At 68.8% G+C, this 13,534-nt stretch carries 14 protein-coding genes; 7 read left to right on the top strand and 7 right to left on the bottom strand.

The genetic code is table 11. The features are described from left to right. Nucleotides 1-45: 45 nt before the first annotated feature. Complete coding sequence (locus tag EV653_RS20905) at nt 46-246, bottom strand: hypothetical protein (RefSeq protein ID WP_134105409.1); 201 nt, start codon at nt 244-246, stop codon at nt 46-48. Further along, the gene (locus EV653_RS20900) at nt 243-1,580 is read right to left on the bottom strand and encodes a PspC domain-containing protein (RefSeq protein WP_134105408.1); all 1,338 of its coding nucleotides are present in this window, start codon (nt 1,578-1,580) and stop codon (nt 243-245) included. Before EV653_RS20900 ends, EV653_RS20905 begins: the two co-directional genes overlap by 4 nt. 195 nt (nt 1,581-1,775) lie before the next feature. Between EV653_RS20900 and EV653_RS20895 the strand changes: the two genes are divergently transcribed. The 3 genes from EV653_RS20895 to EV653_RS20885 all read left to right on the top strand — a co-directional run bounded on the left by EV653_RS20895 (nt 1,776) and on the right by EV653_RS20885 (nt 5,042). Beyond that, nucleotides 1,776-3,350, top strand: a complete 1,575-nt coding sequence (locus EV653_RS20895) for an ATP-binding protein (RefSeq protein ID WP_134105407.1) — start codon at nt 1,776-1,778, stop codon at nt 3,348-3,350. Continuing rightward, nucleotides 3,347-3,988 (top strand): response regulator, encoded by a 642-nt coding sequence (locus EV653_RS20890; RefSeq protein ID WP_130443951.1) that lies wholly within the window; start codon nt 3,347-3,349, stop codon nt 3,986-3,988. Before EV653_RS20895 ends, EV653_RS20890 begins: the two co-directional genes overlap by 4 nt. Nucleotides 3,989-4,061: 73 nt before the next feature. Continuing rightward, on the top strand, nt 4,062-5,042 hold the full coding sequence (locus EV653_RS20885; protein ID WP_238159926.1) for an ABC transporter permease: 981 nt from the start codon (nt 4,062-4,064) through the stop codon (nt 5,040-5,042). A gap of 12 nt (nt 5,043-5,054) precedes the next feature. On the opposite strand, the gene rpsR is transcribed toward EV653_RS20885, so the two are convergent. After that, nucleotides 5,055-5,297, bottom strand: a complete 243-nt coding sequence (rpsR, locus tag EV653_RS20880) for a 30S ribosomal protein S18 (RefSeq protein WP_130443954.1) — start codon at nt 5,295-5,297, stop codon at nt 5,055-5,057. A 137-nt stretch (nt 5,298-5,434) separates the two neighbouring features. Between rpsR and EV653_RS20875 the strand changes: the two genes are divergently transcribed. Further along, the gene (locus EV653_RS20875) at nt 5,435-6,757 is read left to right on the top strand and encodes an aminopeptidase C (RefSeq protein ID WP_134105405.1); all 1,323 of its coding nucleotides are present in this window, start codon (nt 5,435-5,437) and stop codon (nt 6,755-6,757) included. A 68-nt stretch (nt 6,758-6,825) separates the two neighbouring features. Here the strand turns inward: EV653_RS20875 and EV653_RS20870 are convergent, their stop codons facing one another. Both EV653_RS20870 and EV653_RS20865 read right to left on the bottom strand, forming a co-directional pair. Then, nucleotides 6,826-7,584 carry an alpha/beta fold hydrolase gene (locus EV653_RS20870; protein ID WP_134105404.1) on the bottom strand — a complete coding sequence of 253 codons (759 nt, stop codon included), beginning with the start codon at nt 7,582-7,584 and terminating at the stop codon, nt 6,826-6,828. 41 nt (nt 7,585-7,625) lie between these two features. Further along, nucleotides 7,626-8,360 (bottom strand): PIG-L deacetylase family protein, encoded by a 735-nt coding sequence (locus EV653_RS20865; RefSeq protein WP_238159925.1) that lies wholly within the window; start codon nt 8,358-8,360, stop codon nt 7,626-7,628. Between the two features lie 38 nt (nt 8,361-8,398). On the opposite strand from EV653_RS20865, the gene EV653_RS20860 reads away from it, so the two are divergent. Then, nucleotides 8,399-9,469, top strand: a complete 1,071-nt coding sequence (locus EV653_RS20860; protein ID WP_134105403.1) for a serine hydrolase domain-containing protein — start codon at nt 8,399-8,401, stop codon at nt 9,467-9,469. Here EV653_RS20860 and EV653_RS20855 read toward each other — a convergent pair. Together EV653_RS20855 and EV653_RS20850 are read right to left on the bottom strand one after the other, a co-directional pair. Beyond that, nucleotides 9,466-10,074, bottom strand: coding sequence for a ClpP family protease (locus EV653_RS20855; protein WP_134105402.1), 609 nt, complete (start codon nt 10,072-10,074; stop codon nt 9,466-9,468). The genes EV653_RS20860 and EV653_RS20855 overlap by 4 nt on opposite strands. After that, complete coding sequence (locus EV653_RS20850; protein WP_134105401.1) at nt 10,071-10,670, bottom strand: ClpP family protease; 600 nt, start codon at nt 10,668-10,670, stop codon at nt 10,071-10,073. The genes EV653_RS20855 and EV653_RS20850 overlap by 4 nt, the downstream gene beginning before the upstream one ends. 98 nt (nt 10,671-10,768) lie before the next feature. On the opposite strand from EV653_RS20850, the gene EV653_RS20845 reads away from it, so the two are divergent. Continuing rightward, nucleotides 10,769-11,125 (top strand): hypothetical protein, encoded by a 357-nt coding sequence (locus EV653_RS20845; protein WP_134105400.1) that lies wholly within the window; start codon nt 10,769-10,771, stop codon nt 11,123-11,125. 52 nt (nt 11,126-11,177) lie between these two features. Then, nucleotides 11,178-13,493 (top strand): DNA helicase PcrA, encoded by a 2,316-nt coding sequence (pcrA, locus tag EV653_RS20840; RefSeq protein WP_134105399.1) that lies wholly within the window; start codon nt 11,178-11,180, stop codon nt 13,491-13,493. Nucleotides 13,494-13,534: the final 41 nt, after the last annotated feature.

The raw sequence follows: 13,534 nt of genomic DNA, 5'->3' as shown, positions 1-13,534 counted from the left end.
GACATGCCGCGAGCCTAGGGAACGGCCGGGATGCCGTCCAACGAGTTAACCGCGGCGGGAAGCGGCCAGGCCGAGGACGCCGGCGGTGACGAGCAGGAGGGCGCTGGTGACGCCGAGGTCGTCGGTCTGCAGGACGCCGTTCTCGGTCAGCATCCAGATCGTGGCAGCGCCGGTCAGAACGGCCCCGGCGACCACGCCGGGAACGTCGGGCCGGGTGGGTCCGGTCTTTCGTGGCTGCCGGCTCATCCGCGCTCCACCTTGATGCTGCCCAGCCTGACGTCCAGGTCCAGGGTGACCTGCTGCGGACCGGCCTTGCCGTCCGTGCCGAGGTCGTTGAGGTTCAGCTCGGCATTATGGCCGCCCTGGTGCTGGTCGAGGAAGGCTACATCTCCCATTTCAGCCGACAGGTTTCCGGTCACGTCGACATTCGGGGGGACCTTGACGATGACCTCGCCGGCGCCGCCGTGCACTTCGACCTTCGCACCCGGGCCGAACTTCGCCTTGGTCAGGTCGAGATGCACCGAGCCGGCGTCGAACTGGTAGCTCGTCCCGGTCGCGGTGATGGTCTGGCCGATCGGCGCGACGTAGTTGGTGTCGGCGAAGTTGCGCGGCACATTCGGGAACACCGTGCTCGCCACCGCACCGGCCGCGAGCAGGATGCCCAGCGGCAGCAGGGCCAGCGTGCGGCCGACGAACCCGCCGAGCAGCATGCCGGCGCCGAGCGTGGCCAGGCCGATGACCAGCATGGTCGCCGTCGAGGCACCCGCCAGCGCGGCGATCCCGATCGCGAGACCGGTCAGCACGACGACGATCGACTTGATCCCGCGCATGCCCTTCGCGGGCGGTCCGGCCGGCCGGCTGCTGACCGGCGGGGTGGTGCCGGCCGGCTCGTCGACGTACAGGCCGAGAGGGTCGTCCTCGGTCCACACAGGCTGGACCGGTTCGACGGTGCGGTCCTGGGGTCGCTGTGTGGCCGAGGACGACGGACCCGCCGGGGGAGCTGACGGGTCGTTCTGTGACGGCGCGTACGCCGAAGTGGCCTGCTGGCCGGGCGGGGTGTCCTGCGGGCGGCCGGTCCAGTCGGTGCCCTGGCCGCTCCAGTTCGCGTTCGGACCGCCCATGTACTGGTTCCGCCGGCCGCGGCCGATCCCGCCGTTCTTGCGCTGCTTGGCCACCACCCAGATCACCGCGAGCACGATCAGCGGCCCGGGAACGAAGCGGCCGAAGTCGAACGACGACATCATCGCGATCGCGGCGAAGACACAGGCGCCGATCACGACCGGCCACAACCACGGGTGGTCGGGACGGATCCGGTCACCGAGCAGATTCTGCGCCGCCGAGCGGTCGCTGCCCTCGTCGGGCATCATCGCCCAGGCGGCGATGTAGAAGATGATCCCGGGGCCGCTGAGGATCAGTACGGCCATGACCACGCGGATCAGCACGGGGTCGATGTTCAGCGCGCGGCCGATGCCGCCGCAGACACCGGCGACCCAACGGTCCGACCTGCTGCGCCGCCACGTCTGCGGGTTCTGCAGGCGGTCGCGGTCGAACCCACCGGGTCCACTCTGGTTCTGCTCCATGTCATCGATACTCACACCAAGGTCTCGCGCGGAACATCGGGATGCACCCTGACGATCCCCGGAGTCGGCGCGTGGCAGGCGAGGGTTTCGGGGTTCTCCCCGAGGTGACCCTGAGCCAAGCAGGCGGGGCGCTGAGGAGGCGGCCCGGGACAAGCCTGCTGGTGTGAGGCCCGTCCACATGTGACGATCGTGGTGATGAGCCAGCCAGCAGCCGCGCCGCCGGGCGGGACCTCCACGAACGGAGGCCGGCCCGAGCAGACCCCTGCCCAGGCTGCCCAGGCTGCCCAGGCTGCACAGAATGCCGAGACTGGCCAGGAGCAGTGGCGTTACAAAGGCTGGGGCCCGCAAGGCCCGGGGCAGTACCAAGGCCCGTACGCCGCCTACGCCGCCCGCATGGCCGCGGAGCAGGCCGCTGGTGGTCAGCAGCGCGCGTGGACCCCGCCGCCAGGCCAGCCTGGGCCGGCGTCGGGTCCCGGTGCAGCGTTTCCCCCTCGGCAGCCCACGGACCCGCCTCGCCGGGCGTACCGGCGTACAGAAGGTCGTGTCGTTGCTGGTGTGGCCGGCGGGATCGCGGATCACCTGGGCGTGTCCGACACCATGGTTCGGCTGGTTCTGATCGCGACGACAGTGTTCGGCGGCTTCGGCGTACTGATCTATGCGGCCCTGTGGTTCCTGATGCCGCTCGCTCCGGACAACGTGCCGGCCGCGCCAGGCCTGGCCGCGCACACCCGCAGCGGAATGCGCTCCGACGAGCCGCCGCCTCCGGTGGCCGAGGCGAAGCAGCGGAAGCGGGAGAAGAGCCGTGGCCAGCTGCCCGCATTGGTGGCCATCGGCATCGGTCTGTGTCTGCTTTTGCAGGTCGCCGGGTTCGGGATCGCCGGGAAGCTTTTCTGGCCGCTGGTGTTCGCCGCCACCGGTCTCGCGCTGATCTGGCGGCAGGCCGACGAGAACCAGAAGGACAAGTGGACGCAGGACATCCGCGTCCCGATCCTCGGCCTCGTGCTCGGCAAGGGCGGCTGGAAGTCGCTGATCCGGATCGCCGTCGGCCTGATCCTGATCGGTACCGCGGTCACCCTGTTCCTGGTCCAGAACGGCCGGCTCTCGATGGTCGGCGACGTACTCATCGCTCTGCTGCTCGCCGTCGTCGGCATCGGTCTGATCGCCGGGCCGTGGGTGCACCGGCTGAGCCGTGACCTGAACGCCGAGCGCGCCGAGCGGGTCCGCTCGCAGGAGCGTGCCGATATGGCCGCGCACCTGCACGACTCGGTCCTGCAGACGCTCGCGCTGATCCAGAAGCAGGCCGAGGACCCGAAGGCGGTGACCCGGCTGGCCCGCTCGCAGGAGCGCGAGCTGCGGTCCTGGCTGTACGACGAGGACGACACCGCCGACCAGACCATCGCCGGCGCGGCGAAGCGGGCCGCGGCCGAGGTCGAGGACTCGCACGGCGTGCCGATCGAGGTCATCACGGTCGGCGACTGCGATCTGACCGAGCCGCTGTCGTCGATGGTGCGGGCAGCCCGCGAATCGATGGTGAACGCCGCCAAGCACTCCGGTGCTGCGAAGATCGACGTATTCGTCGAGGTCGACGGCGACCGGGTGGAGATGTTCGTCCGCGACCGGGGCAAGGGCTTCGACGTCGACGAGGTACCGGACGACCGGCTGGGCTTGCGGCACAGTGTGATGGGCAGGATGGAACGGCACGGCGGCCGCGCAACAGTGCGGTCCGATCCGGAGACTGGCACCGAGGTGCGACTGGAGATGGACAGATGAGCAGCAGGCGCGTTGTCGTCGTCGACGATCACGACATGTTCCGGGCCGGGGTACGCAGCGAGATCGGCGCCTCGGTCGACATCGTCGGGGAGGGATCCGACGTCGACACCGCGGTCAAGGCGATCGTCGGCACCGAGCCCGACGTCGTACTGCTCGACGTCCACCTGCCCGGCGGCGGTGGCACCGAGGTGATGAAGCAGGTGCACCAGCGGCACCCGGACATCAAGTTCCTCGCGCTGTCGGTGTCCGACGCGGCCGAGGACGTGATCGGCGTGATCCGGGCCGGCGCCCGCGGGTACGTGACCAAGAACATCTCCGGCACCGAGCTGATCGACGCGATCAACCGGGTCGCCGACGGTGACGCGGTCTTCTCGCCGCGGCTGGCCGGCTTCGTGCTGGACGCCTTCTCCGGTGCGATCGACATCGCTTCGGTGGACGAGGACCTCGACCGGCTCTCCCAGCGCGAGCGGGAGGTACTGCGGCTGATCGCGCGCGGCTACGCCTACAAGGAGGTCGCCCGCGAGCTGTTCATCTCGGTGAAGACCGTCGAGACCCACGTCTCCTCGGTCCTGCGGAAGCTGCAGCTGTCCAACCGGCACGAACTGACCCGCTGGGCAACCGACCGCCGCCTGGTCTGACCTTCGCTGCCCCTTCGAGGTAATCTCCACCGACCGAGTGGGATTTCGAGGGGGCAGTGCTGTGTTGTATTACGTGGTGCGCCGGGTAACGTCCGCGCTCAGCGTGGTCGCGGTGACGCTGGTGGCGACGTTCGCGCTGTTCTTCATCGCGCCGACGGATCCGGCGGCGGCGATCTGCGGTGAACGCAAGTGCCCGCAGTCGCGGTACAACGAGATCAGGGCGAACCTGCACCTCGACGAGCCGAAGGTCCAGCAGTTCAGCCGGTACGCCAAGGGCATCGTGGTCGGCCGCGACTTCGAGACGTCCGGCGTGGTCCAGCACTGCTCGGTGCCCTGCCTCGGCTTCTCGTTCAAGAACGACCGCCCGGTGACCGGCACGCTGATGGCCCGGCTGCCGGTAACGGCCTCACTGGTCCTCGGGTACGGCGTACTCGTGCTGACGATCGGCGTCACGGCCGGCGCGATGGCGGCCAGACGACGCGGTACGTCGGGGGACCGGCTGATGATGAGCGGGACACTGCTGATCAGCTCGGTGCCGTACTACATCGTCGGCCTGATGGCGGCGCTCTATCTGACGATCCTCTACCCGATCCTGCCCCGGAGCGGCTGGGTGTCGCCGCTCGAGAGCCCATGGCACTGGTTCACCGGCCTGGTGGCGCCGTGGGTGATCCTCAGCCTGTACGGGTGCACCGACTACGCCCGCTACTCCCGCGGCTCGATGGTGGAGACGCTGAACGAGGACTTCATCCGGACCGCCCGGGCCAAGGGCCTGTCGGACCGAGCCGTCACCTACCGGCACGCACTCCGGGCAGGACTGATCCCCGTCGTCACGATCTTCGGCCTCGACCTGGCCGCCAGCCTGTCCGGGGCGATCTTCACCGAGAAGATCTTCGACCTGCCAGGGCTCGGCGTCCTGGCGCTGGACGCGGTCAGCGACTACGACCTGCCGGTGATCATGGGCACGGTGCTGCTCGGCTCGGTGCTGCTGGTCGCGATGAACCTGATCGTCGACCTCGCCTACAGCGTGATCGATCCCCGGGTCCGGCTGCAGTAGCTCAGGAGCCGATCAGCGGCCGGCCGACGTGTACGGCAGCAGGGCCATCTCGCGGGCGTTCTTGATCGCGCGGGCGACCTGCTTCTGCTGCTGCACCGACAGTCCGGTCACCCGGCGGGAGCGGATCTTGCCGCGGTCGGAGATGAACTTCCGCAGCAGCGCGGTGTCCTTGTAGTCGATGTAGGTGATGCCGTCGCGGTCCAGCGGGTTCTGCTTCGGCTTGCGCTTGCCGGTCGGGGCCGGACGTCGGGCCATGGCGCCACTCCTTCTTGAATGTCGTTTTCAACTAGCGTAACTCAAGTGTCTATCGGTGGCGCGTTTCGGCCAGGGCATGGATTCGCCACCCCGGTAGCGGCGCTCCGGTCTTGGTGGCTGTTATACCGTCGACTCTTATGGAGCGGAATCTCACAGCCGATCAGCTCGCGCTCTTCGAGAAGGAGTTCGCGTCGAACCCGCAGTACCGGGTGATGCAGAACGCCGTCACGCAGACGCCGGTCAACAGCATTGCCCTCGACCGTCAGGTCGTCACCTCGATCGACCATTCGGTGTCGAACCTTCTGGACGACTGGAAGGTGACGAACCAGAAGAAGAGCGGCCGGTGCTGGATGTTCGCCGGGCTCAACCTGCTCCGGGTCGGCGCGGCCGGGAAGCTCGGGGTCAAGGACTTCGAGTTCTCGCAGAACTACGTGCTGTTCTGGGACAAGTTCGAGCGGGCCAACTTCTTCCTCGAGGCGATGATCGAGACCGCCGACCGGGATGCCGACGACCGGACGGTGGCGCACCTGCTGTCCGACCCGATCGGCGACGGCGGCCAGTGGAACATGTTCATCGCGGTCGTCCGCAAGCACGGTCTGGTGCCGAAGTCGGCGATGCCGGAGACCGAGAGCTCGTCGGCGACCGCGCAGATGAACGACGTACTGCGCAAGCTGCTGCGCCAGGGTGCGCGCGACCTGCGGGCGCTGGAGGATGAGGAAGCCCGCCGCGAGCGCAAGGGCGAGATCCTGACCACCGTGCACCGGGTGCTGAGCATCCATCTCGGGACCCCGCCGCAGAAGTTCCTGTGGCAGTGGAAGGACTCCGACAAGGGCTTCCACCGTGACGGCTGGACGACGCCGGCCCAGTTCGCCGCGGAGTACGTGCAGCTGCCGGTCGACGACTACGTCTGCCTCGTCCACGACCCGCGCTCGACCAGCCCGGTCGGCAAGACCTTCACCGTCGACTACCTCGGCAACGTCATCGACGCCCCGCCGGTGGTCTACCTGAACGTCGAGATCGACCTGATGAAGCAGCTCACCCAGGATGCGATCGTCGGCGGCGAGCCGGTCTGGTTCGGGTGCGACGTCGGCAAGCAGATGAACTCCGACCTCGGCTTCTGGGACGCCAAGCTGTACGACTACGGCTCGGTCTACGACACCGAGTTCACGCTGGACAAGGCCGAGCGGCTGGTGCACCACGAGACGCTGATGACGCACGCGATGCTGTTCACCGGCGTCGACCTGGTCGACGGCAAGCCGCGGCGCTGGCGGGTCGAGAACAGCTGGGGCGACGAGAAGGCCGACAACGGCTTCTGGACCATGAACGACTCGTGGTTCGGCGAGCACGTCTTCGAGATCGCCGTACGCCGGTCCGCGCTGCCCGCCGAGCTCCAGGCCCGCCTCGACGACGACCCGATCGTCCTCCCGGCCTGGGACCCGATGGGTGCCCTCGCCGACTGACCAGCCACCGAACAAAACGGACCCCGGCCCTTGGCCGGGGTCCGTTCTACGTTCAGTACCTCGCTCGGTTACTCATCGACCGGGTCGGTGAGGGCTGTTCGGATGAGGGTGGTGGTTTCGGTCGGGCGTTCCAGGAGCGGGAGGTGGCCTGCCCAGGGCAGGTCGGTGCGGTCGGAGGTGGGGAGGCGTTCGGCCAGGTAGTCGGCGCTGTCGGTGAAGAAGCGGAAGTCGTGGGCGCCGGTGACCAGCCAGACGGGGGCGGTGATCCGCTCGGGCTCGACCGGCCATTCCTCGTTGTCGACGTCGCCGGCGGCCAGTTGGACGTCGTACGCGTGCCGTTGCATGGTGCGGAGGAGGTCGCGGGCCTCGGCGCTCGCGTCGGGACCGATCCAGCGGTTGACGGTGAGCTCGGTGGCGCCCGCGACGTCGCCGGCGTCGATCAGTGCGTTCTCCTCGGCCCACAGTGCGCGCAGTGCCTCGTCCGGCTCGACGTTGTCGGTCGGCGCGCACAGGAGGACCACGCGGGCGAACCGCTCCGGCTCGCGGCTCGCCACCTGCTGTACGACGTATCCGCCGTACGACGCTCCGACGGCAGACACCGCGCCCGCGCCAACCTCGTCCAGAACCGCCAGCACGTCACCGGCGTCGGAGTACTTCGCTCCCGGCTCCAGGGGCGTCTCGCCGAACCCACGCAGGTCGAGCGTGATCACCTGGTGGTCGTCGCGGAGGTCTTCCACCAGGGCGGACCACATGCGGGCATCGGCCACCCCGGCATGGACGAGCAGGACCGTCGGCCCGTCGCCGACCACGGTGTAAGAGATAGTCATGGTCGAACCATCGCGGGTCGAACCGCTTCCCAGCAAACCGATTAGCGCATCCGGATGACGGTGAAATCCTCGGCGTAGTGGTTCGGCGGGAAGCCCGCGGCCCCGGCGACCTCGGCGAAGTGTGCCCGGATTCCGCTGAGCAGGGCGTCGGGGTCGCGGTGCTGGCTGGTGTGGGACATCAGGGCGGCCAGCTTCTGGTCGAAGGTGTCGGTGATGTCGACGTGGTGGTTGACGTCCGGGTGGTCGATCATCCACAGCTCGTCGACGTCCCAGGCCTCCTCGGCCAGATCGGTGTACGCATACGGGTTGCCGGCGGCCGGGTAGAACGCTCGCACGGCAGCTTCGGCCGCGGCCAGGTGGTCCGGGTGGGAGACCTGGAGGCGGGACCAGACGCGCTCCGGCGACTGCGTGAGCAGGCGCTGCGGGCGGACCGTGCGGATCACCCGGCTGATGTCGCGGACCAGCTCGAACGTCGGCTCGACCGCGCCGTCGGCGTACCCGAGGAAGTGCAGGTCGTGGACCCCGACATGCTCCGCGGCGGCCGTCTGCTCGGCCCGTCGTACGTCGGGGATCTCGGCGCGATCGCGTTCCGGCTCGAAGCCGCCGGCCTGACCGTCCGTGACGATGCAGTAGTGCACGTCGATACCGGCCTTGGTCCACAACGCGACCGTGCCGGCCCCGCCGAAGTCGATGTCGTCGGGGTGCGCGACGACCACCAGCACCCGCTCGATCTCACTGTCCGGCCGCGGATTCGCCTCAGGCACTGTCACAGTCACGACCCTAACGGTTTGCGCCGACAGGGACAGTTGAATTCATGGAGTTCGGTGGCACGTGCGATCCGCAGGACGCCGGCTTCGATCCCGCCGGACTGACACAAGCGATTGAGTTGATCCAGGCCCGCGGCGCTGTGGGTCAGCTGTGCGTCGTTCGCCACGGCCGGGTGGTCGTGGACAGGTCGTTCGGGTGTGCACCGAACGCATTGTTCTGGCTCTTCTCCGCGAGCAAGCCGTACCTCGCCGTCGTGATCCACCAGCTGGTCGAGTCCGGCCGGCTGCACCTGGACGACGCGGTCGCGGCGTACTGGCCGGAGTTCGGGGAGAACGGGAAGCGCGAGATCACCGTCCGTCATGTGCTCCGGCACCGGTCCGGCGTGACGAACGCCGGCTCGTACGTCGGTGAGGTCCGCGCGATGACCGACTGGAACCGTTCGCTCCGCCGGATCGAGGAGACCAAGCCCCGCTGGCCGCTCGGCACGGTCGCGTACAGCCCGCTCGCCTTCGGGTTCATCCTCAGCGAGGTCGCCCGGCGTTGCAGCGGAGTCCCGATCCACGAGCTGATCCGACGGTTCATCCTGGAACCGCTCGGAGTCGCCGACACCTACCTCGGGCTGCCCGTCGACCTGTGGGAGCGGCATGTGCCGATCCGCGCCGCGGGACCGCTCGGGCCGTTCATCCAGTCCGTGGTGAATCGGCGCAGTACGCGCGAGGCCGTCGTACCGGCGGCGGGGATGTCGGTAACGGCGCGGGACCTGGTGACCTTCTATCAGGCGTTGCTCGCCGGAGCGCTGCTGTGGCCGGAGACGCTCGCGGTGGCGTGCGAGCCGAGCAGCGAGGGTGAGATCGACCGGACCGCGCGGGCGCCGATCCGTTGGTCGCAAGGTTTCCAGCTCGGTGGACCGCGGTGGATCGAGGGCGCGTCGACGGCGCTGGGCTCGCTCAGCAGCCCGCGGACCTTCGGTCACAACGGAAGCAACTGCTGCATCGGGTGGGCCGACCCGGATCGTCAGATCGCGTACGCGTACCTGACCAACCGGGTCGGCCGTCCCGCCGCCGACCTCGCCCACCACGCCGCCGTCGCCGACAAGGTGCTCGAGGCCGCCGGCTAGACGAGCGCGGGTACTGCGAGCCGTTCGGTGATCACGTGGTCGACGAGGCCGTACGACTTGGCACCTTCCGCCGTCAGCACGTGGTCCCGGTCCGTGTCGTGCCGCAGCTGCTCGATCGTCTGCCCGGTGTGCCGCGCCAGGATCGACTCGACCTGGCCGCGGACCCGCACCACCTCGTCGGCCTGCAGGATCAGGTCCGGGATCGTGCCCCGGCCACTCGCCGCGGGCTGGTGCAGGACGATCCGCGCATGCGGCAGAACGGCCCGACGTCCGGCCGCACCGCCGGCCAGCAGGACCGCCCCGGCCGAGATCGCCTGCCCGACGCAGAACGTCGCGACCGGCGACTGGATGTACTGCATGGTGTCGTAGATCGCGAGCATCGCGGTCATGTCGCCGCCCTCGCAGTTGATGTACAGGTTGATCTCCTGGTCGGGCTTGTCGACCTCGAGGTGCAGGAGCTGCGCGATCAGCGCGTTCGCCACGCCGGCGTCGATCGCCGTACCCAGGTAGATGATGCGCTCGCTGAGCAGGTGCGAGTAGACGTCCATGATCCGCTCGCCCCGCGGGTGCTGGGCGATCACGTTCGGGATCGTGTAGCTGCTCATGCCGCAACCTCCTTCTTCCTGGGCATGACCTGGTCGAACGACTCGACGATGTGGTCGATGAAGCCGTACTCGCGGGCCTGGTCGGCGGTGTACCAGTGGTCGTGCAGCGAGTCCTCGTGCACGGTCTCGAACGGTTGACCGGTGTCCTCGGCGATCAGCCCGAGCACGGTGTCGCGGATGTGCCGCAGGTCGTTGGCCTGGATCTCGATCTCCACCGCGGAGCCGCCGATCCCGGCGGAGCCCTGGTGCATCAGGACACGTGCGTGCCGGAGGGCGTAGCGCTTGCCCGGCGTACCGGCCGACAGCAGGAACTGGCCCGCGCTGCAGGCCAGCCCGATCGCCAGCGTCGCCACGTCGCACGGCACCAGCCGCATCACGTCCCGGATCGCCAGCATCGACGGCACCGAACCGCCGGGCGAATGGATCCACAACGCGATGTCGGTGTCCGGGTCCTCGGCCGCCAGCGACATGATCTGGCTGGCGATCAGGGTCCCGTTGTCGTCGTCGAGCACTCCGTCGAGTACGACGATCCGCTGCGCGAGCAACCGCTGCCGGGCCGTCTCGTTGAACATCGGCGGTTTCATGTCTTCTGCCATGTCATCCACCCTGACGCGGACGGCACGGCGTACCCCAGCTTTTCTGCTCACGGCAAGTCTGCCCACAGCAAAGCCCAGGGGGTCGTAGGCTCCGGCAGGTGATTCTGACTGACGACCTGACCGCGCAGGAGCGCACCCTGCTGGAGCTGACCGCGACCCCGGCGGCGACGCTGCTCGGTGCGGCGTCGATGATCCTGCGTACGACGCTGTTCAGCGAGGACCCGGCGGGCTGGGTCGACATGTGGCAGGCGCGTCCCGACCTGGCGCGGATCGAGTGGTCGGACGGACCGGAGCTCGCCGACGTGGTCGCGCACCTCGCCGCGAAGGACTACGAAGGCCAGATCGAAGGCGTCCCGGGGCTGCGGATCACGTCGTACGACGACCGGTCCGCGAAGATGCGCTGGCTCGGCGCCGCCACCCCGGTCGTCCTGCACCTCACCCGCCAGCTGTCCTAGCGGACCTGCGGTTTTCGGAAAGTGTCGGGGAGAGCGCCTAAGGTGTTTAGTGATGACTACGCTGTTCTCGCCTGATGAGCTCCCAGTGCCGCTGGAGGAGCCGAAGACGTCCCGGACCGACCCGGATTCGCTGCTCGAGGGGCTGAACCCGCAGCAGCGTGCGGCTGTGGTGCACTCGGGCAAGCCGCTGCTGGTCGTGGCCGGTGCGGGTTCGGGCAAGACCCGGGTGCTGACCCGGCGGATCGCCTATCTGCTGGCGGCCCGCGACGCCCACCCCGGATCGATCCTGGCGATCACGTTCACCAACAAGGCCGCCGCGGAGATGCGCGAGCGGGTCGTGGACCTGGTCGGGCCGCGGGCGAAGCTGATGTGGGTCTCGACGTTCCACTCGTCGTGCGTGCGGATCCTGCGCCGCGACATCAAGCGCTTCGGGATCAGCTCGACGTTCTCGATCTACGACGACACCGACTCGCGCCGGTTGATGACGCTGGTCTGTCGCGAGCTCGACCTCGACGTCAAGCGCTACAACCCGCGCGCCGTGCTGAACTGGATCAGCACCCAGAAGAACGAGCTGATCGACCACGAGACGGCCGCGGCGAAGGCCGAGAACCATCTCGAGGAGACGTACGCCGAGTGCTATCGGACGTACCAGGAGCGCCTCGCCCAGGCGAACGCCCTGGACTTCGACGACCTGCTGATGACCACGGTCAACCTGTTGCAGGCCTTCCCCGACGTCCGTGAGTACTACCGCCGCCGCTTCCGTCACGTGCTCGTCGACGAGTACCAGGACACCAACCACGCGCAGTACACCTTGATCCGTGAGCTCTGCGGCGAGGATCCGGCGGACTACAACGGGCCGACCGCGCCGCCGGCCGAGCTGATGGTGGTCGGCGACTCCGACCAGTCGATCTATGCGTTCCGCGGCGCGACGATCCGCAACATCCTCGCGTTCGAGGAGGACTTCGCCGGCGCCGAGACGATCCTGCTCGAGCAGAACTACCGATCCACCCAGACGATCCTGTCCGCGGCCAACGCGGTGATCGCCCGCAACGAGGGCCGGATGGCGAAGAACCTCTGGTCCGACCAGGGCCAGGGCGAGCAGATCGCGGTGTACGTCGCCGACAACGAGCACGACGAGGCGCAGTTCGTCGCCGACGAGATCGACCGGCTCACCGACGCCGACGGGATCAAGCCGTCAGACGTCGCGGTCTTCTACCGGACCAACGCGCAGTCCCGTGTGTTCGAAGAAGTCTTCATCCGGACCGGCCATCCGTACAAGGTGGTCGGCGGCGTCCGGTTCTACGAGCGCAAGGAAGTCCGTGACGCGCTCGCGTACCTGCGCGTGCTGACGAACCCGGAGGACACCGTCTCGCTGCGCCGGATCATGAACGAGCCGAAGCGCGGGATCGGGGACCGGGCCGAGGCGGCGATCGAGGCACTGGCGGCCCGCGAGCGGATCTCGTTCGCGGCCGCGATGCGCCGCGCCGACGAGGCGCCGGCGATGGCCTCGCGCTCGGTGAACGCCGTGCAGGCCTTCGTGGACATTCTCGACGAGCTGACCGCGATGGTCGACTCGGGTGCGCCGCCGGACGACATCCTCGACGTCGCGCTGCACCGCTCGGGGTACTACGAGACGCTGCAGAAGTCGCCGGATCCGCAGGACGAGACCCGGTTGGAGAACCTGGACGAGTTCATCTCGGTGGCCCGCGAATTCGTCGAGGAGCGGACCGCGGCCGGTGAAGCCGCCGATCTGCAGGCGTTCCTGGAGCGGGTCGCGCTGGTCGCCGACGCCGACCAGATCCCGGATGCGGCCACCGACGGCGTGGTCACGCTGATGACGCTGCACACCGCGAAGGGCCTGGAGTTCCCGGTCGTGTTCCTGACCGGCATGGAGGACGGCGTCTTCCCGCATTCGCGGTCGCTGACCGACCTGAAGGAGCTCGAGGAGGAGCGCCGGCTCGCGTACGTCGGCATCACCCGGGCCCGGCAGCGGCTGGCGATCTCGCGGGCCGCGGTGCGATCGGCGTACGGCGCTCCGCAGCACAACCCGCCGTCGCGGTTCCTGGAGGAGATCCCGGGCGAGCTGCTCGACTGGCGGCGCGACGAGTCCGCGATCACCCGCTGGTCCGGCACCGGGACGGTCCGCGGCAGCGGCATCCCGAGCCGGTACGAGCCGACGCGCCGGAGCGCCTCCGACAAACCGGTGATCAGCCTCAACCCGGGCGACCGCGTCGTTCACGACACGTTCGGGATGGGCACGGTCGTCGTGGTCCGTGGCGAAGGCCAGCAGGCGCAGGCCGATATCGACTTCGGCTCCGAGGGCGTCAAGCGGCTGCTGCTGCGGTATGCGCCGGTGGAGAAGATCTGAGCGCGCGCGTCGTCTACGCCGTCAAGGAGCCGGACTCTCCC

Source organism: Kribbella pratensis (genome assembly GCF_004365355.1).
Lineage (GTDB): Bacteria > Actinomycetota > Actinomycetes > Propionibacteriales > Kribbellaceae > Kribbella.
Note: the sequence above shows the minus strand (reverse complement) of the source record. Positions and strands in the feature narration are given on the sequence as shown.

What these genes read in the sequence shown, in the direction of transcription:
- rpsR (WP_130443954.1), bottom strand. Translation starts at nt 5,297, where the DNA reads ATGGCCCGACGTCCGGCCCCGACCGGCAAGCGCAAGCCGAAGCAGAAC.
- EV653_RS20875 (WP_134105405.1), top strand. Translation starts at nt 5,435, where the DNA reads ATGGAGCGGAATCTCACAGCCGATCAGCTCGCGCTCTTCGAGAAGGAG.
- EV653_RS20850 (WP_134105401.1), bottom strand. Translation starts at nt 10,670, where the DNA reads ATGGCAGAAGACATGAAACCGCCGATGTTCAACGAGACGGCCCGGCAG.
- EV653_RS20860 (WP_134105403.1), top strand. Translation starts at nt 8,399, where the DNA reads ATGGAGTTCGGTGGCACGTGCGATCCGCAGGACGCCGGCTTCGATCCC.
- pcrA (WP_134105399.1), top strand. Translation starts at nt 11,178, where the DNA reads ATGACTACGCTGTTCTCGCCTGATGAGCTCCCAGTGCCGCTGGAGGAG.
- EV653_RS20855 (WP_134105402.1), bottom strand. Translation starts at nt 10,074, where the DNA reads ATGAGCAGCTACACGATCCCGAACGTGATCGCCCAGCACCCGCGGGGC.
- EV653_RS20890 (WP_130443951.1), top strand. Translation starts at nt 3,347, where the DNA reads ATGAGCAGCAGGCGCGTTGTCGTCGTCGACGATCACGACATGTTCCGG.
- EV653_RS20900 (WP_134105408.1), bottom strand. Translation starts at nt 1,580, where the DNA reads ATGGAGCAGAACCAGAGTGGACCCGGTGGGTTCGACCGCGACCGCCTG.
- EV653_RS20870 (WP_134105404.1), bottom strand. Translation starts at nt 7,584, where the DNA reads ATGACTATCTCTTACACCGTGGTCGGCGACGGGCCGACGGTCCTGCTC.
- EV653_RS20895 (WP_134105407.1), top strand. Translation starts at nt 1,776, where the DNA reads ATGAGCCAGCCAGCAGCCGCGCCGCCGGGCGGGACCTCCACGAACGGA.
- EV653_RS20905 (WP_134105409.1), bottom strand. Translation starts at nt 246, where the DNA reads ATGAGCCGGCAGCCACGAAAGACCGGACCCACCCGGCCCGACGTTCCC.